This is a genomic window from Pseudomonas graminis (assembly GCF_013201545.1).
In the GTDB taxonomy this organism is placed as follows: domain Bacteria; phylum Pseudomonadota; class Gammaproteobacteria; order Pseudomonadales; family Pseudomonadaceae; genus Aquipseudomonas.
In genome coordinates this window covers 1,042,447-1,064,154 of sequence record NZ_CP053746.1, presented here as the reverse complement: position 1 = coordinate 1,064,154, position 21,708 = coordinate 1,042,447, and the positions used below count along the sequence as shown (strand labels likewise).

The window sequence follows — 21,708 nt, the reverse complement described above, 5'->3', positions numbered from 1 at the left end:
CGGTTCGGACATGGCCTATCGTCACTCCGTTTCGACAAGCGATGCTTCCGCGTAAACCCAGGTGCCGTTAGTCGCTGTCAAAAAGATCTCAGCTGGCGCACTTATTTGTCCAAGTCTCCGGACACCATCGACTCATTTTGCAGATGCGCCGCTGGGGCCGGGGCGGTTGGCAATGATCACCTAGCGTTTATCAAGCACCTGAGCCACCAACCGAGAAGCGGTGAAGAAAATGTAGATCCCCTATACGCTTTCGCGGCTACTCTACTTCCCGCATGACATCGCTGCGCCATCATGATATTGGTTGGTTTTGGTGTGTATCAACACAAGGAACGTGCTTATGGCTAAGGTCGTAGTGCCACAGAATCTGTCCCTTGTAGAGGCGATAAATTTCTGTAATCGGTTGTGGAGTTTGCCGCAGGACACAATTTACGAGTTCGATTTCTATCGAATGGGAAGGGTTGAGCCTTTCACCATGGCATACGTTGCGAATGAGATGAAGCGCTTCCGTCAGAGCAAACCAGATGTGCGTTTTACTGCGCTCAACTACAAAGAACATACCTACGCGGCCCATATGGGGTTTTTTCACGCCTTCGGTTTGACCCATGGGAATGCGCCTGGGCAGGCTAACGGCAGCAGCACCTACATACCGCTGACCCTCTTAGACGTCGGCGCGATACAGGAGGAGGCAGCCCAGCGTTCTGTCAACCCCGGTGATGTCATTGAGGAGAAAGCCTCTAGGATAGCGCAACTGTTGACCAGGCAGCCTAAGGGTAACCTGGTTGACACTCTGACTTTCTCCATTCGCGAAATCATGCGCAATGTCGTTGAACACTCTGGCTCAGAGTTTATCGAGTACTGCGGCCAGTATTGGCCAAGCCAGGGCATGGTGGAGGTTGCGATTCTTGATGTGGGGCAAGGCGTTCGCTTCGGTTTGCGCAACAATCCCTATTTGAGTATCGCCTGCGATCGTGATGCGCTACATATGGCTCTGCTACCAGGGATTTCGGGCAAGATGTACCGTGGTGTAAAAAAACGGTCTAACGATGCTTGGCAAAACTCCGGTTTTGGTTTGTACATGACTAGCCGTATTTGTCGTGCAGGTGGAAGCTTTTTTATCGCAAGCAATGGGGCGGGAATCCTGCTTGATAGCACGGGCAAGCAGGATCGAGTGACTTCTTACCAAGGAACGGCTCTGCGACTAAGATTTAATACCCAGACGCTGACCCATTACGATGAAATGCTAGCAAGATTTCGTCGAGAAGGGTTCGCCGCAGCTAAGCAGTTTTCCGGTGATCAAGCGGTTGAGCCATCTTTGGCCTCTACCATGTTAGCCCGTGATTTTCAGAATCTTTGAGAGTAAATTCCCCATAGCGTGGTTTGCGCGTACGACTCTGCAAGCACTTAACAAGCTTTTCCACTCGCAGGCAGCCCTAGGGACAACAGTGGTCGTTGGAAAAAATCGGAGCGCTGCCGTCACCACATTAGTTTTAATCTCGTTGTTAAATGCCCTACAAGTCGTATCTATCGCGACCTGCCTCTGACTTCAACATCTTCAGAATCACCAGCGCAAACGCTCGGCTCTTCGTCTCGTTGTCCAACACTTCAAGCGACAGCTTCTCGTGATCGGTCATGGCGTCCAATACCGTATCCAGCACTCGTTTGGGAAACAGGCCGTGCATCACTTGATCCACTGAGTGGTTGTTCACTTGAGCCATTACGTCTTCTTGACGACTGATACGCTGGGCGATGCCGGTCAGGAACTGCAGCTGGTCATCATCGCTAACCTCAGCACCGAAGATGTCGTTCAAAGCGTCGATGATTTCCGACAGCCGCTTCTTCTCTGGGTCATGTGGTTTACCGCTTCCCACGTCACTGCCAGGCTTAATCCCGTATTCACCACGTTCCTCACCCAGGCGCAGCTGGTGTTCGGCACGTTTGCTCAGGCGGTAGTGACTCAATTGCAGCTCGCCCACGTCCACGTCGTCTTGTTGCAGGCGATCCACGCGTAGCAGTGGGTGCAGATGCTTGGCGTAAACGCAGAGCTGCTCGAGTTCGCGATCTTCGTACGGCACGATCTGGGAAAGAAACTCGTACAGTCGGACAAAGCTTTGCAGGTTCTTGCGGAACAGGTCGAGTTGATCGACCTGCTCGCCGGCCTCTTTCAACGCGTGCTCGGCTTTTTTCACGCCATTGCTGTCACCGTTAGCTTCTCCTGTGCGCTTGAAGTCCAGGGCCAGTTGACGTGCTTCCACCGAGAGGGCGTAGCGCTTGGCAAAACGTTCCTTTGCCGGCGCGCAGTAGTAACTGAGCTTGCTTGCGGCCGCCTTCGGATCGAAGAACGCCATGGCGAATGCCTCGACTTCTTGCCAGTGATAGATGCCCTCGGCATCCAACTTCTTCTGCAGGTCATAAATAATCTGCGGATCAGTGACATCGATGAGCTCTGCCTTGGTGTAGTACGGCAGGAAGGCGTCGAGGATGTCCTGAGGCTCGTTGAAGAAATCGAGGATGAAGGTCTGCTTGCTGTCACCGAATGTGCGATTAAGCCGTGACAGTGTCTGCACGCAGTCCACGCCTTGAAGCTTTTTGTCCACGTACATGGCGCAAAGCTTGGGCTGATCGAAGCCGGTCTGGTATTTGTTAGCCGCGATCATGACGTTGAAGTCTTGCGTGTCGAACGCGTCAGCCAAGTCGCGACCATTCAGGCCGGTATTCAGCAGACTGCTGTTCTCCGTCACTTCTTCGGAAATCACCGAATCCGGCGGCACACTGCCAGAGAACGCCACCAGCGGGTGGACGTCGGCGTAGCCCATCTGCTGCACGTAAGCTTTCACTGCCATCTGATAGCGCACTGCTTCCTGTCGGCTGCTGGTGACTACCATCGCCTTGGCCTGCCCATTGAGCAGGCCACGAATGTTTGTGCGGAAATGCTCGACGATCACTTCAACCTTTTGGCTGATGTTGTAGGGGTGCAAACGCACCCAGCGGGCGAGTTTGATACGCGCCTTTTTGCTGTCTACCTCATCATCTTCGCCATCCGGGTGGGCAATCTTCCAGGCGGTGCTGTAAGTGGTGTAGTTACGGAGCACGTCGAGGATGAAACCCTCCTCGATGGCCTGGCGCATGGAGTACAGGTGAAACGGCTCTGGCTTGTTGCTCGAACTGGGCGGCAATGTCGCGTCGGCAGGGCGTCCGAACAACTCAAGTGTTTTAGCCTTCGGCGTGGCGGTGAAGGCGTAGTAACTGATCCGCTCGTTCGGCTGGCGTGCCTGTACAGCGGCGTCCAACAGCTCTTCTGCGCTGACTTCCTCGGCGTCCAGCGCATCGCTGCCGAGAATCTGTTTCAGCTTGCTGGCCGACGAACCGGTTTGCGAAGAATGCGCCTCGTCAGCGATGACTGCATAACGTCCGCTCGCCAGTTTGGGGTACTTGTCCAGTGCATCGAACAATGCTGGAAACGTCTGGATCGTGACGATGATGATACGGGTCTGCTCGGCGAGCGCCTCTGCCAGTTGTTCGGATTTGCTTTGATTTCCGACATCACGACTGATCGGTTTGACCACGCCTTGAGCATGTTCGAACTGGTAAATCGTATTCTGAAGCTGGCTGTCCAGCACTGTGCGGTCGGTGACGACGATCACCGAGTTGAAGAGCCGCTGTCCGTCCGCGCTGTACATCGAAGCGAGTTGGTGTGCAGTCCAGGCAATGGAGTTCGATTTGCCGGAGCCAGCGCTGTGCTGGATGAGGTAGCGCTTGCCCGGCCCTTCGGCATGTGTAGTTTCGATGAGTTTGTTGACCACTTCCCACTGGTGGTAGCGCGGAAAGATCATCGTCTCTTTGGTAACCAGCGTGCCGTCGAAGCCTTCACTGGTTTTTTTGTCCAAGTGCAGAAAACGCCCCAGAACTTTAAGCCAGGCATCGGGCTGCAACAGTCTTTGCCACAAATAGCTCGTCGCGTACTGACTGTCGTCGGCGGGCATTGGGTTGCCAGCACCACCTTCCTCGCTGCCCAGGTTAAAAGGCAGGAAGAAAGTATCTTTACCCGCCAACTTGGTGGTCATCGCCACTTCGTTTTGCCCCACGGCAAAATGCACCAGCGCGCCGCGCTTGAAGGTCAGCAGCGGCTCGGGCTTGCGCGTCAATGGGTCTTTTACCGGGCGGCCGTCACGGTACTGGCGCTTGGCGTTTTCTACCGACTGCTTGAACTCGCTTTTCAGCTCCAGCGTGGCGGTGGGGATACCGTTGACGAACAGCACCAAATCCAGACGTGGGTCGTAGCTGTGCCCACTATTACTAGCATCGCGCGAATGCGGTGAATACGAGACCTCCGGAACCACGCGCAGGCGGTTGCAGTGATAGCGCCTCAGGGTATCCGGATTCATGCTGTGGTCGGGCTGGAAGCTGCACAGCTCGACCTTCACCGCTGGAAGCTTGAAGCCATGGCGCAGCACATCGAGCGTGCCGCTCTGCTCCAGCTCGCGCACCAGTTTTTGCACCAGCACATCATCCGGGTTGTTCGGGTTGGCCTTGGCGAACTTGTCCCAGCGATCCGGCCAGGCGTCCTTGAAGTAACCCAGCACATCTTCGGTATAAAGCGCTGTGCGGCGGTCGTAGCCGCCGGCCGTGCCCACAAGCCAGCCTTGGGCGGCGAGGGCGCCGATAATGTCCTGCTGGAATTGATATTCCTTGCTATCCGCCATTACGCGTTCTACTCCTTGCTTGGCTGCATGCCTGTCGTTTTTTATGGGCTATTTCAGCAGCACAAAGTGTTCAACCAGCCTCACCATCAATTCTTTCTGTTCGGGCAGGCTCTCGGCCACCAGCAATGCCAACGCCACCAAAGTGTTGTCGTTGATCAACTGCTCCACCGGCCGCGCCAGCAAGTGCTGGTTGAGTTGCAAGTACCACAAAAACAAAAATGAACCACTGCGTTTATTGCCATCGGCCAATGGGTGATTTTTGATGACGAAATACAGCAGATGAGCTGCGCGGCTGGCCACGTTGGGGTAAAACCATTCATCACCAAAGCCCTGCTCGATGGTGGCAATGGCCGAGGCCAGTCCTTCACCGCGCAGTTGGCCGAACAGCTCGGTTGCTTCGCCCTTGGCCATTAGCGTGGCCTTCAACTGCGCGATGGCTGCCAGTACATCATCCAGCGCCAGGTCGCGCATATCAGTCTGACGTGCGCTCTGCTCCTGCAGGCTTTGCTCATCGTAACCCTGCAGCAAGCTCCAGCTGCGGGCGTAGTCGCTGATCACTTGCACCACCGCGCGGCCTTGGTCAGTGACTAGTTGTTGGTTCGCCAGCGTGCGCGACAACAGGCTCACCGCCTGCTCGAACTCGATACCGCGCTCTGCCAGACGGCGCTGGTTGAGGGTATAGCCATCAACCAGATGGTCTTTAAGCACTCGCGTGGCCCATTGGCGGAACTGCGTCGCACGCTTGGAGCTCACGCGGTAACCCACCGAAATGATAGCGTCGAGGCTGTAATGCTTGATACGCCGACGCACCTGCCGTGTCCCCTCCTGGCGAACCACTAAGAAATCCTTAGTAGTTGCCTGCTCCGCCAACTCCTCGTCGTTGAAGATGTTTTTCAGGTGCATCAGGATGTTTTCAGGCGTGGTATCGAACAGCTGGCCCATTTGCGCCTGACTCAGCCATACCGTCTCCCGCTCGAGCGCGACCTGCAGCTGGGCCTGGCCATCGGCTGAGGTGAATATCTGGATTTGCTGGCTTGTACCTGGCTGGAGTTGCGCGTCCTTGCGGTTTGTCATTACACGGCCTCTTCTGCTAATTCGCGGGAGAGTTCTCTGAGCGTTGGTTTCCAACCGCGTACGTCGATTTTGCCGGTGACGGCGGCGGAGATTAGGGCGGAGCGCCTTTCTTGGAGAAGTGCTTTCGATTTTTCTGATTCAGCCGAAAGGTCATCAATAATCAATGACTGCTCTGCGACGAATTGAGCAATTGCCGATTGCTCATCCAGCGGTGGCTTATACATCCAAAACTCAACAGCGTCTGCAATATTGAATTGCTTCTGCGCCGCCCCATACTGAACAACCTCAACCTGCTGACGAACCAAGCGACTATTCATTACAGCGCAGAGCCATCTTGAGTCGAAATTTCCGCGCTTTACCAACATAACCGAAGCGCAGTTTCCCCCTTCACAGCTAGGCGGTACTACAGCCGTTAGACCTGGGTAGCCAACTCGCATAGTGACGAGATCATCGGCCTCTAGCATGGTTTTCCGATTTCTCAAGCTGTGTTCTGGTGAGATCTTTCTTGCCTTATCAACCTCGATAACTCCTTCTTTCACCTCACCACCATATATGAACGGAAGACCGTCTTCTGCCACGAATTCACTGGGGTTAACAACGATTCCTACAGCTATAAACGGTGAAATATTTTTAAGACGTTTTCTTTCCCAATGCGCCGGTACCGCACCCAGCCACTCCACGCCGGAGTCTTTCATCGTTACCGTAGGGTCGAGGCCCTTGGTGACGGCGTGGGAGATCACTGCCTGCCGCTTTTCCTTGAGCAGTTCGATCAGACGCTGCTGCTCTTCGATCATCGCATCAATACGGGCGGTTTCGTGGTTGAGAAAGCGTGCAATTCGGGTTTGTTCATGCCACGTAGGAAGAGGTACGCTCAAGCCAATCAAGTCAGATGCGTTGATTGCAGGGTAGCTGACACCAACAGATCGCGCGATTATTTGGGATATCCACCACTCTGCTCTAAGTAAATATCCCAGAAAAGTTCCATCCAAAATGTCTTCGCGTGGCCGCACAACCGCAAATCCCGTTGAAGCAATTAGATTTTCAGGTGGGGAAACAACCGGTGCGATTGCGCGTAGATACGTCCTCACTGTTGAGATGAGAACATCACCATGCCGCAGCATTCTCCTGGCACGTGACGGAGCATCTGAAAATTTATACCGAGTACTTCCGGTAATCCCGGAGATTTCGTTTACATCGGAGATTTCTACATAATCAATTTCGTACTCATCATCTGTCGATTCTGGTAGCACGGTGTCATTGCATGACGCACTGGACTTTAGTGGGGCGATGCTCCAATGCTTGGGCACCTTGCCCAGCCATTCCTCGCCTGAATCCTTATACTCCGAGTACCCTGAAAACGTCATGCCGACAGCCCCTCAATCATCTGCTTGATGCGGTCAGTGCAGGCTTGCAAGTCGCGGTCGATCTCGTTCAACGGGCGTGGCGGCTTGAACACATAGAAGTGACGGTTGAAGGGGATTTCGAAGGCGACAATGCCGACCTCACCGTCCTGAGGGTCGGTTCTGCTTTCGTCGATCCAGGCGTCCGGCACATGGGGGATAACCTCGCGCTTGAAGTAGTCGTACACCGACTCACCCAATGGCACGTTCTCGTTGTCGCGCAGGCCAGCATCTGCTTCAGGCTTGCCCTTGGTCATGCAGATATCCGCCTCGGCGTCTCGCTCGCTCAGGGCATTGAGCAGGGCTTTCAGCTCTGGAGCGCTGAGATTCAATCCGTGCGCGGTCAGGCTTTTTTTCAGGCATTTGCTGAACTGCTCGCGGTTGCGATGCAGTTGGGTGGCGTCCATCGTTTGTAGGGCGGTAATTAGCTGCTTCTGAGTGGCGCTGTCGAGTTTCTCGATGGCTTTTTCTTCCAGCACCTTGGCGATGCGCTCGGCACTGGTTTGGAAGTTCAGGCGCAGCGGGCGTTCGACTGTGATGCGGCGATAGCCGAAGGCATCGATGGGGAAAATCTTGCTCTGCGCGGTTTGCTCGAAACCGCCATACAGGCGCACCAGTTCGTTGATTTGATCGTCAGTGATGTACTGGCGTTTGCTGCCCAGCGACTTGCGCATTTTGGCGGAATGCTGGCTGCCGTCGATCAACTGCACCTTGCCCTGGCGAGCGGCGGCTTTCTTGTTGCTGAGTATCCAAACGTAGGTGGCGATGCCGGTGTTGTAGAACATGTCCGTCGGCAACGCGACGATGGCCTCAACCAGATCATTCTGCAGCAGGTATCGGCGAATCTCCGACTCACCCGAACCCGCGCCGCCGGTGAACAGCGGCGAGCCGTTGAGGATGATGCCGATCCGGGAGCCACCTTCACGCGGGGCACGCATCTTGCTGACCAAGTGCAGGAGGAACAACAGCGAGCCGTCGGATACACGCGGCAGGCCAGGCCCGAAGCGACCATCGAAGCCTTTGTGGCTGTGCTCGTCGGTGATCTGCTTTTGAACCTTCTTCCACTCAACGCCAAATGGTGGGTTGCTGAGCATGAAATCGAAGCGCTTGTCAGCCAGTTGATCATTTGAAAGCGTGTTGCCGAGCTTGATATTGGCCACGTCCTGGCCCTTGATGAGCATGTCCGCTTTGCAAATGGCGTAAGACTCGGGGTTCAGCTCTTGGCCGTGCAGCGACACGCTGACCTTTTCGCTGATGGACTGGATGTACTCGTCGCCTTCAGATAGGAAACCACCAGTACCCGCCGTTGGGTCATAGATGGTGACGATGCTGTTGGGCGCGAGCTTGTGGTCCTGATCCGTAATCACAAGCGAAGTGGTCAGGTGCACGATGTCTCGCGGGGTGAAGTGCTCCCCGGCCGTTTCATTGGAGCTCTCAGCAAACTTGCGGATCAGCTCTTCAAAAATGATACCCATGCCAAAGTTGCTGATTCGCTCAGGGCTCAGATCGGTGGCCGCAAACCGTTGCACGACCTGATAGAGCAGATTGGCGCTGCCCAGTTGCTGAACGAAGTCTTCGAAGTGGAAGTGCTCGAAAATCTCGCGGGCGTCGTTGCTGAAGGACTGCACGTAACTCATCAAGTCCGAAGCGGTCTGCGTATCTGACAAGGTTCCTAGTGTCAGCGGCGAGGCATTAAAAAATTGGTGGCCGGATGAACGCAGCAAAATCATTTCGCGGACGGTATCTGGACGGCCTTCTTGAGCGAAGGTCTGCTTGATCACCTCGTCCTTGGTCGGCGCTAGCACGCACTCCATTCGGCGCAGCAGAGTGAACGGCAGGATGATGCGCCCGTACTGGGACTGCTTGAAGTCACCACGGAGCAGGTCGGCAATAGACCAGAGAAAGGCAGCCGTCTGAGAATGATTTTCCGTATTCACGCAACAGTTCCTTGGGATGGGCAAAAAAATGCGAAGTCTAACCCGGCCAGCTACTTCAATGTCCACAGGCCATCCGAGTCGCGAAGTTTTTCTAGACAATGAGAAGTGCGAAGGTGGCTGTGAGACTGCTTCATGGTTTCCGAATTCTCATTTCCCTAGCATGGAGCCGTTGATGCCCCTGCGCGGGGTTTCTAAGTAAGCCCAAGACAATTGGGCAGCAGGCTGCTGCCCAAACAGGCCAACAGATCCGAACCGGGCCCACGCAACACTGAAAGATCCATAGCCCTTCATTTTCCTTGGTTTGATCCACGACGTGTGGAACGCAAAATCGCTGTTCTGGGGCGTGTTCAAAAGTGCGCGGCAATGAAAGTGGCCAACGCTGCGGCGATGGCCTATCTCGCCTCCAGCAACCGCCGCGCAATTTCAGCCGTCTCCATCACCGATATCTCCTGCACTTCCCCAAACTCCGTCCCCCCGCTCTCCAGCGTCCCCGCCACATGAAAGTGCACATGCCCAATCGCCTGGCCCGCCGGCACGCCGTTGTTCTGCCAGACCGCAATCCCCGTTTTTGCGTACGCCTTTTCAATCAGCCTCGCCGCATTGCGCACTTCAACCGCCACCGCCGCAACCTCCTCGTCGGTCATTTCCAGCAACGAGGGCACGTGGCGCAGCGGCAGCACCAGCAAGTGCGGGTGACCCCGTTGTTCGCGGGTCACGAAGGTCGCGGTTTGCGGGGTGCAGGATAGGATGGTGTAGGGTCTTTCGCCCTTGAGGTATGCGCAGAACGCGCAGTCGGGGTTGTCCGGCAGATCGAGGCTGGTTTCCGGGGTCATGATGACCTCAATGACGAGAGGAACGACTGCAGTTCCAGTCGATCGAGTTTTCGGTAGTCGTCGGGGCGGACGACGATGCGCAGTTCGTCGCAGACCTTCGAGTTGCGGGAGGCGAACATGAACGAGAGCAGCGTGAAGCGGATGGCGTCCTGGGCGGGCAGCACGCTGGACAGTCGCGCCTGCCCGCCGCCGATCACCGGGATCGAGATCGTGCCGCCGTTGCCGCGCCGGGACACTTCGGCCCACAGCGCGAGCAAGCCCTTCCACACTTTGTCCGGCGTGGAGCGCGCGACGTTCTGGGCGTCCATTTCGCAGTAGGCCAGGAAGAAGATCAGCCGGTGCGCGTGCTTGAGCGTGGCGATGGTGCCGACACCGTATTGCACTTGTTTGCCCGGCTTGTTGAGCGTACCGACGGGGGTGTTGACCAGCGCGTCGTCCAGATGACGATCAAATTCTCTCAGGTCGCCGCCGTAAAGGACCTGCAACGCCTGGCCCTGCAGGCTGGAGGTGGCAATGATGTTCGGCGTTTCCGTGTCGAAGGTGTCGTTGGTGCCGATCACCAGATGGCCGTCTTCCTTGAGAAGGTCACCGGGCACGATGGTGATCCGCGTTTTCGGCGCGTTGTATTCCTCGGCAATCGGGCGCGGCCAGGCCTTGAACAGCGCGGCCGAAACTGACAACGCGATGATCGCTATCAGGATGCCGAAACCCTCCATTGCATGGCTGCCGGGGTAAATGACGTTGAAAGTCTGCATGATCGTCGACAGTCCGCCGACGCAGGCGAACAGTGCCACCAGAAAGTGGCGCCAGAAGCGCCATGTCTGCATGTCCTGAAGGATGGTCATCAGATGCCCAGCCCGTCGTAGATTCTGCCGACATATCGATGGGGACCTTGCAGGTCGCTCTTCGCGTAACCCGCAACGTAGTTGTCCAGCGTGTACTGAATGATTTTGGGCTGGAAAGACACCGAAACGTTGAAGTGTTTTTGATCAATGAGCGGCTGGGGAATGTTATCCATGACGATGTTTCTGCTCTGGCAGAGATTCGCGATGACGATGGGAAGATCCAGTTCGAGAATCACCTCGATTTCATAAGCAAGAAACGAATCCCCGTCGCCGCCCTTGCGACGGCCATCTTCGCTGCCCAGAAAGATAACTTGCTTGGTGTTGTTGAGGCGTTCGCGCAGGCGGCGTTTGATAGTCTCGGGCGAACTGCTGTCCCGCGCTTCGAACAAGTCATGGGCATTGAAGAAGTTGAAGTCGATTTTCTCGTTCTGCTTCCAGGCTTTCATCAGCCAATAATGCTTGATGTCTTCACTGGCGAACGCGATGTAGGTTTTGTTGCGATAACTCATGATGAACTTCCTGTAGTGAAAACGAAGAGGGTTGTTTGCTTCATCGGTTAATGCGCTCAGTCCATTGATTGCCGATTGACGCGCGCGGAGGCGCCGCGTGGGTTAGCGGTGGGAGGTATTCATGGGAAGTTAAAAAGCCGGCTTGTGGCCGGCTTCTCGGTGACGGGTTTGATTAGTTTTTGGCTAACCGCACCCGTCCGCAAAAGTGCGCGCTGCGAGGAGGCGCTTGTAAGGTAGACCGGGCAGGTCAGGGAGACGGTGCCAGGTCGATCACCCATCCGCGTGTGGCCGACGGGTGCTGAAACGAAGGCGTGCAGGATACCCATGTTGTTTGCGTCTGCCCAGTTCTGAAACACGCTCATTCCGCGCCTCGCCGTATCGTCGCCGGATGGCGGCGGTTGTTAAGCGTCGACCACCAGAAGATCCACCCCAGAATATGAATGTGCTGGGCCTGCACCTGTTCGGCGCTGAAAATCTCGTCCGGGTACTCGGCGCAATTGTGGCTGCGTAGGCGCAAGCCGCCGCCCGGCAGGCGATACAGGTATTTCACCCGCAGCATGCCGTCGTGTTCGAGGGCGTACATTTCACCATCGATGATCTGCACGCGCCCGCGATCAATGCCGATCAGCGAACCGTCCTGGATTTTGTCCGCCATGCTGTTGCCGACCATTGCCACACAAATGGCGTTGTGCAGCTCCACGTCCATGGTTTCGAGCACGCGCCGGGACAGGCGCACTTTGTGGTTGTGGACTTCGCCCACCGCCGTCCGGCCGGCGCTTTGTGTCTGCAATTCGGTGTAGACCGGCATTTCCAGTTCTTCGCGCACGCTTCGCTCGGCCCGCGGTTGAGCGTCCGGCGGTTGGGCAGTCAAGCGGTCTTGTCCAGGGTGCTTCGGGCCCTCGCCGCTCCGTAGCCAACGCGCGTTGACGCTCAGCAGTTCAGCGACTTCTTCAATACGGGCCATGGGGATGCCGCGCTTGAACCAGTTGTTCACGTGTTGCGGCGTAACTTTTCGGTTGGCGGCAAAGTCCGTTGCCGAGAGATGGCACTCTCGCAGAAGGCCGCGCAGTCGATCACCTGATGTATTCATGGGCCGAAGTTTACGGCGGGTTGAAGCGCGTTTAAATGAACGAAGTGTTCAAATGAGCACGCCGTCATGCTTGAACGTGAATGTAAGGATTACAACCTTCGGCTGTTTTTGTAGGCCGATTCGCTCACTGTTTTCTTATGCATCAACAATGGTTGAAACCGATGTCACTCATGCACGTGAGCAATTAACGGCACGGAGGCCTGACTAAAGGGGGCGCCAGGGAAGTTTGAATCGGGCGGTGTTGTTCAAAGAAGAAAATCATACGACGCGATTAAACACGTTGTGTGTGCAGTGTGAGTTTTAAACATGTGTGTAATGACAGAGGGCGAAAAAAAGGGGGGATGTACGGGGGGAGGGGTATTCAGAAAGCAGAAGGCGGGGCCATGCAGGTAAAACGTGGCCCCGTCGAAGCGGCGAGCGCTTCGGCGGGACACAACGGATCAGCCCTTGTAGGCCGCAACCGATTTGGTGATCGCTTCGCGAGCGGCGTCAGCGCCAGCCCAGCCTTCGATCTTCACCCATTTGCCTTTTTCGAGGTCTTTGTAGTTCGCGAAGAAGTGCTCGATCTGCTGGATCAGCAGCGGTGGCAGATCGGTGTATTCCTTCACGTCCACGTACAGCTGGGACAGCTTGTCGTGGGGGACTGCGATGATTTTGGCATCGCCGCCGCCGTCGTCGGTCATGTTCAGCACGCCGACCGGACGGGCGCGGATCACGGAACCCGGGGTGACCGGATAAGGCGTCACCACCAGCACGTCGAGGGGGTCGCCGTCGTCAGCCAGGGTGTTGGGGATGAAACCGTAGTTGGCCGGGTAGAACATCGGGGTGGCCATGAAACGGTCAACGAAAAGGCAGTCGCTTTCTTTGTCGATTTCGTACTTGATCGGCGCGTGGTTGGCCGGGATCTCGATTGCGACGTAGATGTCATTCGGCAGGTCTTTACCGGCCGGAATCTTGCTGTAGCTCATTGGGCTTTGCCCCCTTGGTTGACCATTCAGAATCTGGCATGCAACGCCAAAAAGTGGCCGGATTATAGGCACATTCCTGAAGCGTTGCCATGCGTGACGGCGGGCTTCAGGCGTCGTGTTGAGCCTGATAGACCGGGTTGTCGCGCTGAAGTGCCGTTAGCCGCGCCAACGGATCCTGCCGATAGAACGCTTTCAGTTGCCCGTAGACGGCGGGATAGGCCTCGGCGAGCAAATCCGGCGCGCTGAAGAAGTATTCGCTGATGACTGCAAAGAACTCGGCCGGGTTTTCCGCCGCGTAGGGATCGATGGCGGTCTCGGCGTCCGGGTTGGCGTCGAGTTGGCGGTTGAGGTCGTCGTAGGCACTCTGCATGGCGCTGGCCCAGTCACTGACGCGCATGTCGGGGTGCAGCGGCGGCAGGCCATTCGCATCACCGTTGAGCATGTCCAGCTTGTGCGCCAGTTCGTGGATCACGAGGTTGTAGGCTTCCCACCCGCCGCTGGTCAGCACGCCGGGCCAGGCCAGGATCACCGGGCCTTGGGACCATGCTTCTCCGCTGTGCTCGCCGTCCCATTCGTGCTCGATGCCGCTGGCGTCGCGGTGGCGTTGGGGGCTGATGAAGTCATCGCCGTAGAGGATGATTTCGTGAAAACCCTGATACCAGTTGAGATCGCCCAGGGCGAGCAACGGCAGTTGGGCCTGAGCGGCAAGAAACAGCCGCGATTCGTCATCCAGTTCGACGCCTTCCAGCGCGGTCAGGTGTTTGGCCTGCAGGAACAGCACGCAGCTGTCGAGCAGGTAACGGTCTTCTTCAGCGCTCAGCCCGTCGAGGATCGGCAGGCGTTGGCGCACGCGCTCCCACATCTGCGGATCGACCGGATGGCGCGCCAGCGTGCGCCGTTTGCGCCATTCCCGGAACGACCACATGGATTCAGCGCGCCTCGGCGGAGCGACCTGTGCGGCTGCGGATCAGGCCGATGATCATCGGCAGCAGCGAGATCAGGATGATCGCCAGCACCAATAGCGTCAGGTTCTTCTTGATGAACGGGATATTGCCGAAGAAGAAGCCCAGCGTGACCAACCCGCCGACCCACAGCACCGAGCCCAACACGCTGAAGCCGAGAAAGCGCAGGTAAGGCATGCGGCCAAGACCGGCCACGAAGGGGGCGAAGGTGCGGATGATTGGCAGGAAGCGTGCGAGGGTGACGGTCTTGCCGCCGTGGCGACCGTAGAATTCCTGGGTTTTGGTCAGGTAATCGCGACGGAAGATTTTCGAGTTCGGGTTGCTGAACAGCTTGTCGCCGGCGGTGCGGCCGATGATGTAGTTGGTGCTGTCGCCGAGTACCGCCGCTGCCATCAACAGGCACGCCAGCAACACCGGATCCATGCCGCCACCGGCCGCCACAGCGCCCGCGATGAACAGCAGCGAATCACCCGGCAGAAAAGGCATGACCACCAGGCCGGTTTCGCAAAAGATCACCAGGAACAGAATCGCGTAAACCCAGGTGCCGTATTGGGTCACAAGCAGGTCGAGGTAAACGTCAAGGTGAAGAATCAGATCAAGCGGATTGAAATCCATGTAGGCACCTGGTTTTGAGACCCGATCCGGGTCGTGCGGGGCGAAGAGGGGAAATGTGCGCGGCATTATAGAGGCAAGCACTGCAATGTGGCGCTCGACATGCCGTCTTCGTGAGCAAGCTCACTCCCACAGGGGTTGCATCTGTTGCTCGCCATTGCGGCGTCCGGACGGCGGCGTGCCCCATTGAACGCCCATCGCTACCAACAAAAACGGCCTCCGAAGAGGCCGTTGCTTCTTGCCCGATTACGCTAAATCAAAAGAAGCCCAGCGGATTGATGTCGTAGCTCACCAGCAGGTTCTTGGTCTGCTGATAGTGCTCCAGCGCGACCTTGTGGGTTTCGCGACCGACGCCGGATTTCTTGTAACCGCCGAACGCCGCATGGGCGGGGTACAGGTGGTAGCAGTTGGTCCACACGCGACCGGCCTTGATCGCCCGGCCCACGCGGTAGGCGCGATTGATGTCGCGGGTCCAGACGCCCGCGCCCAAGCCGAACTCGGTGTCGTTGGCGATCGCCAGGGCCTCCGCTTCGTCCTTGAAGGTGGTCACGCTGACCACCGGGCCGAAGATTTCTTCCTGGAAGACGCGCATCTTGTTGTTGCCTTTCAGCAGCGTCGGCTGGATGTAATAACCGGTCGCCAGCGAGCCTTCGAGCTTCTCGACCTTGCCGCCGGTCAGCAGCTCGGCGCCTTCGCCCTGGGCGATTTCGAGGTACGAAAGAATCTTGTCGAACTGCTGCTGCGACGCCTGCGCACCGACCATGGTGTCGGTGTCCAGCGGATCGCCGCGCTGAATCTTCAGGACCTTCTTCATCACCACTTCCATGAACTGCGGGTAGATCGACTCCTGAACCAGGCAGCGGGACGGGCAGGTGCAGACTTCGCCCTGGTTGAAGAACGCCAGCACCACGCCTTCAGCGGCTTTATCGATGAACTCCGGCTCGGCCTGCATGATGTCTTCGAAAAAGATGTTCGGCGACTTGCCGCCCAGTTCGACGGTGGACGGGATGATGCTGTCGGCCGCCAGTTTCATGATGTGCGAACCCACCGGCGTCGAACCGGTGAAGGCGATCTTGGCAATACGCTTGCTGCTGGCCAGCGCTTCACCGGCTTCGCGGCCATAACCCTGCACCACGTTGAGCACGCCTTTTGGCAGCAGATCGCCGATCAGCTCCATCAGCACGGTGATGCCCAGTGGCGTTTGCTCGGCCGGCTTGAGGACGATGCAGTTACCGGCGGCGAGGGCGGGCGCGAGTTTCCAGGCGGCCATCAACAGAGGGAAGTTCCACGGGATGATTTGCCCGACCACGCCCAGCGGCTCGTGAATGTGATACGCCACGGTGTTGCCGTCGATCTCCGCAGCGGAGCCTTCCTGAGCGCGCAGCACGCCGGCGAAATAACGGAAGTGATCGACTGCCAACGGAATGTCCGCGTTGAGGGTTTCGCGCACGGCTTTGCCGTTGTCCCAGGTCTCGGTGACGGCCAGCAATTCCAGATTCTGTTCGATGCGGTCGGCGATTTTCAGCAGGGTCCGCGAGCGTTCCTGCACCGAGGTTTTGCCCCATGCATCGGCGGCGGCATGGGCGGCATCGAGGGCTTTGTCGATGTCTTCGGCGGTGGAGCGTGGGAATTCTGCGATCAGCTTGCCGGTGATCGGCGAGGTGTTTTCGAAGTACTGGCCTTTGACCGGCGGCACGAATTCGCCACCGATGTAGTTGCCGTACTGGGTCTTGAAGGTAACGATTGAGCCTTCAGTACCGGGGTGGGCATAACGCATGGTGAATATCTCCTGGTCTTGTGATTGTCTGGGGATAACGCGTTGCGGCGCATGACTAGGTCGCATGGCTAGAGCGTAGAGCAAAGCGCGGGCCACTGCCGTCCGGTCCCCGGTTTATCGGGGTTTTGTCGATGAATCCTGTGTTGATGCCCGAGTGGTGTATCAACAGCGGGGCGGCAAAGGTGACACTTTGTACCCTTTGCGTGACAGCTTGGCGGACCCCGCCTTTCGCAGCATTGCAATGAATCCGGGCGAGGAGGATGCTGAGTCGCAAATCCTCCGCAGAGCCCCGGCTCAGGATGAAGAATAAAAATGCACAGCAATCACCTGACGCGCCACGCCGAACAAGTGCTGACCGTTACCCAAGGCAAAACGCCCCATCAATACGGCCCCGGCGCCGATCCTTCCATTGCCCGTTCATGGTTGCGGTGCCTGGAGGATTATCACCTCGACCCCGCGCAAGCCATGGCGCCCACCGTGCTTGAACATGCGCGGGTGCTGGAGAGTCGCGAGCAGTTGCAGCAGGTCCTGACCATCGCCGGCGACGAGATGAACAGCCTGCACCGTCAGCTTGCGGGCGGCAGTGCGGTGCTGCTGACCGATGCCCGCGGAATCATCCTGAACTGCGTGACCGAGCCTGGGGACCGACGGATTTTCGAGCGTGCGGGCCTCTGGCTGGGGGCCGACTGGAGCGAGGCGCGGGAGGGCACCAACGGCATCGGCACCTGCCTGGTCGAGCGTCAGTCGGTGACGATCCATCGCGACGAGCATTTTCGCGGCCGCCACACCGGGCTGACCTGCTCAGCGAGCCCGGTGTTCGATCCCCATGGCGATCTGCTTGCGGTGCTGGACGTTTCTTCGGCCCGTCACGACGTGTCCCGGCAGAGCCAGTTTCACACCATGGCGCTGGTGAATCTGTCGGCAAAAATGATCGAAAGCAGCTATTTCCTGCGCCACTTCGACGATCAGTGGCTGCTGCGATTTCATCTTCAGGCCGGCGCGGTCGGTTTGTTCAGTGAAGGGCTGCTGGCGTTCGACGGCGCGGGCCGCGTCAGTGCGCTGAACCAGAGCGCGCTGAATCTGCTGGGCCTGAGCCGTGGTGATCTGGTGGGGCAGGGCGTGGAATCGTTGTTTGACTGCTCGCTGGATGAACTGCTGAGCCGCGCTTCGCCGGATGCTGCCGCCAGTTGGCCACTGCGTACCCGGGACGGGCGTGGATTCTTCGCCGTGCTGCGTGGGCAATCCCGCGCCGAGCTGAAGGGTCTTGTTACTCCGGTGGTCAGCAAGTTGGCTGTACCGCTCCCTTCGAACGACATCTGCCTGGGCGACGCGTTGCTGCAAACTGATTTCCGTCGCGCGCTGAAGGTATTCGAGCGCGACGTGCCGTTGCTGATCAACGGTGAAACGGGCTCTGGCAAGGAGGCGTTTGCCAAGGCAGTGCATCAGGCGAGTCAGCGCTCCGCCAAGCCGTTCGTGGCGCTGAACTGCGCGGCCATTCCGGAAAGCCTGATCGAGAGCGAGCTGTTCGGCTACCGCGGCGGCAGCTTTACCGGCGCGCGCAAGGAAGGCATGCGCGGCAAGTTGCAACAGGCCGATGGCGGCACGTTGTTTCTGGATGAGATCGGCGACATGCCGGTGGCCCTGCAGACACGGTTACTGCGCGTGCTGGAAGATCGATTGGTAGTGCCGATTGGCGGAGAGCCGCAAGCGGTGGATGTCCGACTGATCAGCGCGACCCACCGGAACCTGCTGGAGCGGGTGGAGGACGGCAGCTTTCGCGAGGATCTGTTTTACCGGCTCAACGGCCTGGAAATCGCCTTGCCGCCGTTGAGAGACCGGAGTGATAAGGCTCAGTTGCTGGCGTTTCTGCTGGAGCAGGAGGCGGATGGGCTTTCGATTGTCATTGAGGCGAAGGCCAGGCAGGCGCTGCTGGACTTTAACTGGCCCGGCAACGTGCGGCAGATGCGCAACGTGCTGCGGACCCTGGCGGCGCTGTGTGATGAGGGGCGGATTGGTTTTGATGATCTGCCGGTGGCGATTCGGCAGGGCAGCGCGCAGATCAAGCCCGATGAGGCCCATTCGCCGTTGGAAGACGCTGAACGTGCAGCGCTCATCGCTACTCTGGAAACCCAACGCTGGCACATGACCCACGCCGCCCGGGAGCTGGGGGTGAGCCGGAATACGCTGTACAGAAAGCTGCGCAAGCATGGGATTAATCGCTGAAATCCTGGGTGGATGAGACCGGTGTGAGTTCTCTCGATACTGCGGCGTGGCACCTGACGCCTTCCCGGCTAAAGCCGGTCCCACTAGGGCGTCGCGTTCAGCCAGTAGGACCGGCTTTAGCCGGGAAGAGGCCTTCATGAACACCATCAATTCTGCAGTGTGCACGCAGTCTTATAGTGGGACCGGCTTCAGCCGGGAAGAGGCCAGTGTGGGCACCATCAATTCTGCAATGTGCACGCGGTCTTTTAGTGGGACCGGCTTCAGCCGGGAAGAGGCCGGTGTGATCGCCATCAGTTCTGCTGCGTAGCGCTCGACGTCTTCCCGGCTAAAGCCGGTTCTACCATGGCGTTCACTCGCTCTCGGTAATTCCCCCGTGCGCATCCACTGCCTTCTACGCTAACCTGCGGCCCATGTTCTAAGAGGTCGGTCATGCACATTCATATTCTGGGTATCTGCGGCACGTTCATGGGGTCGCTGGCGGTGCTCGCCAAGGATCTGGGCCATAAAGTCACGGGCTCCGATGCCAACGTCTACCCGCCGATGAGCACGCAGCTCGAAGCGCAGGGCATTCAGTTGATGCAGGGTTACGACCCTTCGCACCTCGAACCGGCACCGGATCTGGTGGTGGTCGGCAACGCCATGTCACGCGGCAATCCCGCGGTCGAATATGTCCTGAACAAGGGCCTGCCTTATGTTTCCGGGCCGCAGTGGCTGGCCGATCACGTCCTTCGCGGTCGCTGGGTGCTCGCCGTTGCAGGCACCCACGGCAAAACCACCACCAGCAGCATGCTCGCCTGGGTGTTGGAACACGCCGGCATGGCCCCGGGCTTCCTGATCGGCGGCGTGCCGCAGAACTTCGATGTCTCGGCGCGGCTAGGCGATACGCCGTTCTTTGTCGTCGAGGCGGATGAATACGACAGCGCCTTCTTCGACAAGCGCTCCAAGTTCGTCCATTACGGCCCGCGCACCGCCATCCTCAACAACCTGGAATTCGATCACGCCGACATCTTCCCTGATCTCCCGGCCATCGAGCGGCAGTTCCACCACCTCGTGCGCACCATTCCGAGCGAAGGCCTGGTCATTCACCCGACCACCGAGCCCGCACTTGAGCGCGTAATTCAGATGGGCTGCTGGACGCCGGTGCAGACCACGGGCGAGGGCGGTCAATGGCAGGCGAACCTGCTCAGCGAAGACGGCTCGAGGTTCGAAGTGCTGTTTGAAGGTGCGGTCCAAGGCGTCGTTGACTGGGCCATGACCGGCCAGCACAACGTTGCCAATGCCTTGGCGACCCTCGCCGCCGCCCGCCACGTTGGCGTGGTGCCGCAGCAGGGCGTCGACGCGTTGAGTGCGTTCAAGAGCGTGAAGCGGCGCATGGAAAAGGTCGCCGAGGTGCGCGGCATCATCATCTACGACGACTTCGCCCACCACCCGACCGCCATCGCCACCACGCTGGACGGTCTGCGCAAGAAGGTCGGCGATGCGCCGATCATCGCCATCGTCGAGCCGCGTTCCAACTCCATGAAGCTCGGCGCCCACCGCGACGGTCTGCCGGAAAGCGTTGTTCAAGCTGACCAGGTGGTCTGGTATGCGCCGGCCAATCTGGGTTGGGATCTGGCGGGAACAGCGGCCCAGTGCACCATTCCATCGTTGGTCTGCGACAGCCTCGACGGCATCATTGATCTGGTGAAAAACCAGGCTGTGCCCGGCGCCCATGTAGTCATCATGAGCAACGGCGGCTTCGGCGGCCTGCACGGCAAACTTGCGGAGGCCCTGCAATGAGCGGCCCGGAACGCATCACCCTGGCGATGACCGGCGCGTCCGGCGCGCAATACGGCCTGCGCCTGCTGGACTGCCTGGTGCGCGAAGACCGCGAAGTGCATTTCCTCATCTCCAAGGCCGCGCAGCTGGTCATGGCCACGGAAACCGACGTCAACCTGCCGCCAAAGCCGCAGATGATGCAGGCGTTCCTGAACGAATACACCGGCGCGACCGCGGGCCAGATTCGGGTCTACGGCAAGGAAGACTGGATGTCGCCGGTGGCGTCCGGTTCCGGTTCGCCGAGTGCGATGGTCGTGGTGCCGTGTTCGACCGGGACGTTGTCGGCAATCGCCACGGGCGCCTGCAACAACCTGATCGAGCGCGCCGCAGACGTAACGTTGAAGGAGCGTCGGCAGTTGATTCTGGTGCCCCGCGAGGCGCCGTTTTCCAGCATTCATCTGGAGAACATGCTCAAGCTGTCGAACATGGGCGCGGTGATTCTGCCGGCATCGCCCGGTTTCTATCACCAGCCGCAGACGATCGACGATCTGGTGGATTTCGTCGTCGCGCGGATTCTCAATCTGCTTAACATCCCGCAGGACATGCTGCCGCGTTGGGGCGAGCATCACTTTGGCGCTGATGAATAAGCTCGTCGTCATTGCGCTGGGTCTGTTGCTGACCACAGGCTGCTCGACCGTGCGCACCCTCGACGCCAATCAACCCGGCGCGCCGGTGGTTTACGCCGGGACGCGACTGGATCTGTACGCCATCGAAGGCGGCTGCTGCGAGAAGGATCGCTTCGGCACCGAGGCGCCGAAATACCCGATGCTCGACCTGCCCGGCAGCGCGCTGCTCGACACGCTGCTGCTGCCGCTGTCGATCCTGACCGCGCTGGGTGTGGGGTTTCAGGCTACGGGCGGGATGTAATTCCGATCGGCGATCTCTGTAGGAGTGAGCTTGCTCGCGATTGCGGTGTTACCGGCCCTTAAAGGGTGACTGTCAAAACGCGTTCGCGAGCAA

The 21,708-nt window shown here is 58.3% G+C and carries 17 protein-coding genes; 5 read left to right on the top strand and 12 right to left on the bottom strand.

Annotated features, from left to right (window positions below; genetic code table 11):
• Window positions 1-337: 337 nt before the first annotated feature.
• Window positions 338-1,354 (top strand): hypothetical protein, encoded by a 1,017-nt coding sequence (locus FX982_RS04810; RefSeq protein ID WP_172609838.1) that lies wholly within the window; start codon window positions 338-340, stop codon window positions 1,352-1,354.
• A 154-nt stretch (window positions 1,355-1,508) separates the two neighbouring features.
• Here FX982_RS04810 and FX982_RS04805 read toward each other — a convergent pair whose 3' ends face one another.
• The 12 genes from FX982_RS04805 to exaC form a co-directional block, all read right to left on the bottom strand.
• Complete coding sequence (locus tag FX982_RS04805) at window positions 1,509-4,700, bottom strand: type I restriction endonuclease subunit R (RefSeq protein ID WP_172609837.1); 3,192 nt, start codon at window positions 4,698-4,700, stop codon at window positions 1,509-1,511.
• A gap of 48 nt (window positions 4,701-4,748) precedes the next feature.
• Complete coding sequence (gene rhuM / locus FX982_RS04800) at window positions 4,749-5,774, bottom strand: virulence protein RhuM/Fic/DOC family protein (protein WP_172609836.1); 1,026 nt, start codon at window positions 5,772-5,774, stop codon at window positions 4,749-4,751.
• Window positions 5,774-7,138, bottom strand: a complete 1,365-nt coding sequence (locus FX982_RS04795) for a restriction endonuclease subunit S (protein ID WP_172609835.1) — start codon at window positions 7,136-7,138, stop codon at window positions 5,774-5,776. Before FX982_RS04795 ends, rhuM begins: the two co-directional genes overlap by 1 nt.
• Window positions 7,135-9,111, bottom strand: coding sequence for a type I restriction-modification system subunit M (locus FX982_RS04790; RefSeq protein ID WP_172609834.1), 1,977 nt, complete (start codon window positions 9,109-9,111; stop codon window positions 7,135-7,137). The genes FX982_RS04795 and FX982_RS04790 overlap by 4 nt, the downstream gene beginning before the upstream one ends.
• Before the next feature lie 392 nt (window positions 9,112-9,503).
• Window positions 9,504-9,944 (bottom strand): HIT family protein, encoded by a 441-nt coding sequence (locus FX982_RS04785; protein ID WP_172609833.1) that lies wholly within the window; start codon window positions 9,942-9,944, stop codon window positions 9,504-9,506.
• Window positions 9,941-10,789 carry a macro domain-containing protein gene (locus tag FX982_RS04780; RefSeq protein WP_172609832.1) on the bottom strand — a complete coding sequence of 283 codons (849 nt, stop codon included), beginning with the start codon at window positions 10,787-10,789 and terminating at the stop codon, window positions 9,941-9,943. The genes FX982_RS04785 and FX982_RS04780 overlap by 4 nt, the downstream gene beginning before the upstream one ends.
• Window positions 10,789-11,298, bottom strand: a complete 510-nt coding sequence (locus FX982_RS04775) for a TIR domain-containing protein (protein ID WP_172609831.1) — start codon at window positions 11,296-11,298, stop codon at window positions 10,789-10,791. The genes FX982_RS04780 and FX982_RS04775 overlap by 1 nt, the downstream gene beginning before the upstream one ends.
• Before the next feature lie 358 nt (window positions 11,299-11,656).
• Complete coding sequence (locus FX982_RS04770; protein ID WP_172609830.1) at window positions 11,657-12,388, bottom strand: S24 family peptidase; 732 nt, start codon at window positions 12,386-12,388, stop codon at window positions 11,657-11,659.
• Window positions 12,389-12,828: 440 nt separating this feature from the next.
• Window positions 12,829-13,356: an inorganic diphosphatase gene (gene ppa / locus FX982_RS04765; RefSeq protein WP_037017915.1), complete on the bottom strand. Its 528-nt coding sequence runs from the start codon at window positions 13,354-13,356 to the stop codon at window positions 12,829-12,831.
• Between the two features lie 106 nt (window positions 13,357-13,462).
• On the bottom strand, window positions 13,463-14,281 hold the full coding sequence (locus FX982_RS04760) for a zinc-dependent peptidase (protein WP_172609829.1): 819 nt from the start codon (window positions 14,279-14,281) through the stop codon (window positions 13,463-13,465).
• Between the two features lie 4 nt (window positions 14,282-14,285).
• Window positions 14,286-14,933, bottom strand: coding sequence for a DedA family protein (locus FX982_RS04755; RefSeq protein WP_122536874.1), 648 nt, complete (start codon window positions 14,931-14,933; stop codon window positions 14,286-14,288).
• A 253-nt stretch (window positions 14,934-15,186) separates the two neighbouring features.
• The gene (gene exaC, locus FX982_RS04750; protein WP_172609828.1) at window positions 15,187-16,707 is read right to left on the bottom strand and encodes an acetaldehyde dehydrogenase ExaC; all 1,521 of its coding nucleotides are present in this window, start codon (window positions 16,705-16,707) and stop codon (window positions 15,187-15,189) included.
• 312 nt (window positions 16,708-17,019) lie between these two features.
• Between exaC and FX982_RS04745 the strand changes: the two genes are divergently transcribed.
• The 4 genes from FX982_RS04745 (at window position 17,020) to FX982_RS04730 (ending at window position 21,615) form a co-directional block, all read left to right on the top strand.
• On the top strand, window positions 17,020-18,930 hold the full coding sequence (locus FX982_RS04745) for a sigma-54-dependent Fis family transcriptional regulator (RefSeq protein WP_172609827.1): 1,911 nt from the start codon (window positions 17,020-17,022) through the stop codon (window positions 18,928-18,930).
• Window positions 18,931-19,359: 429 nt separating this feature from the next.
• A complete protein-coding gene (gene mpl / locus FX982_RS04740) occupies window positions 19,360-20,709 on the top strand; it encodes a UDP-N-acetylmuramate:L-alanyl-gamma-D-glutamyl-meso-diaminopimelate ligase (RefSeq protein WP_172609826.1) in 1,350 nt (449 codons plus the stop codon).
• Window positions 20,706-21,335 carry a flavin prenyltransferase UbiX gene (gene ubiX / locus FX982_RS04735; RefSeq protein ID WP_065988388.1) on the top strand — a complete coding sequence of 210 codons (630 nt, stop codon included), beginning with the start codon at window positions 20,706-20,708 and terminating at the stop codon, window positions 21,333-21,335. Before mpl ends, ubiX begins: the two co-directional genes overlap by 4 nt.
• Window positions 21,328-21,615 (top strand): YceK/YidQ family lipoprotein, encoded by a 288-nt coding sequence (locus tag FX982_RS04730; protein ID WP_122536988.1) that lies wholly within the window; start codon window positions 21,328-21,330, stop codon window positions 21,613-21,615. The genes ubiX and FX982_RS04730 overlap by 8 nt, the downstream gene beginning before the upstream one ends.
• The last annotated feature ends 93 nt before the right edge of the window (window positions 21,616-21,708 follow it).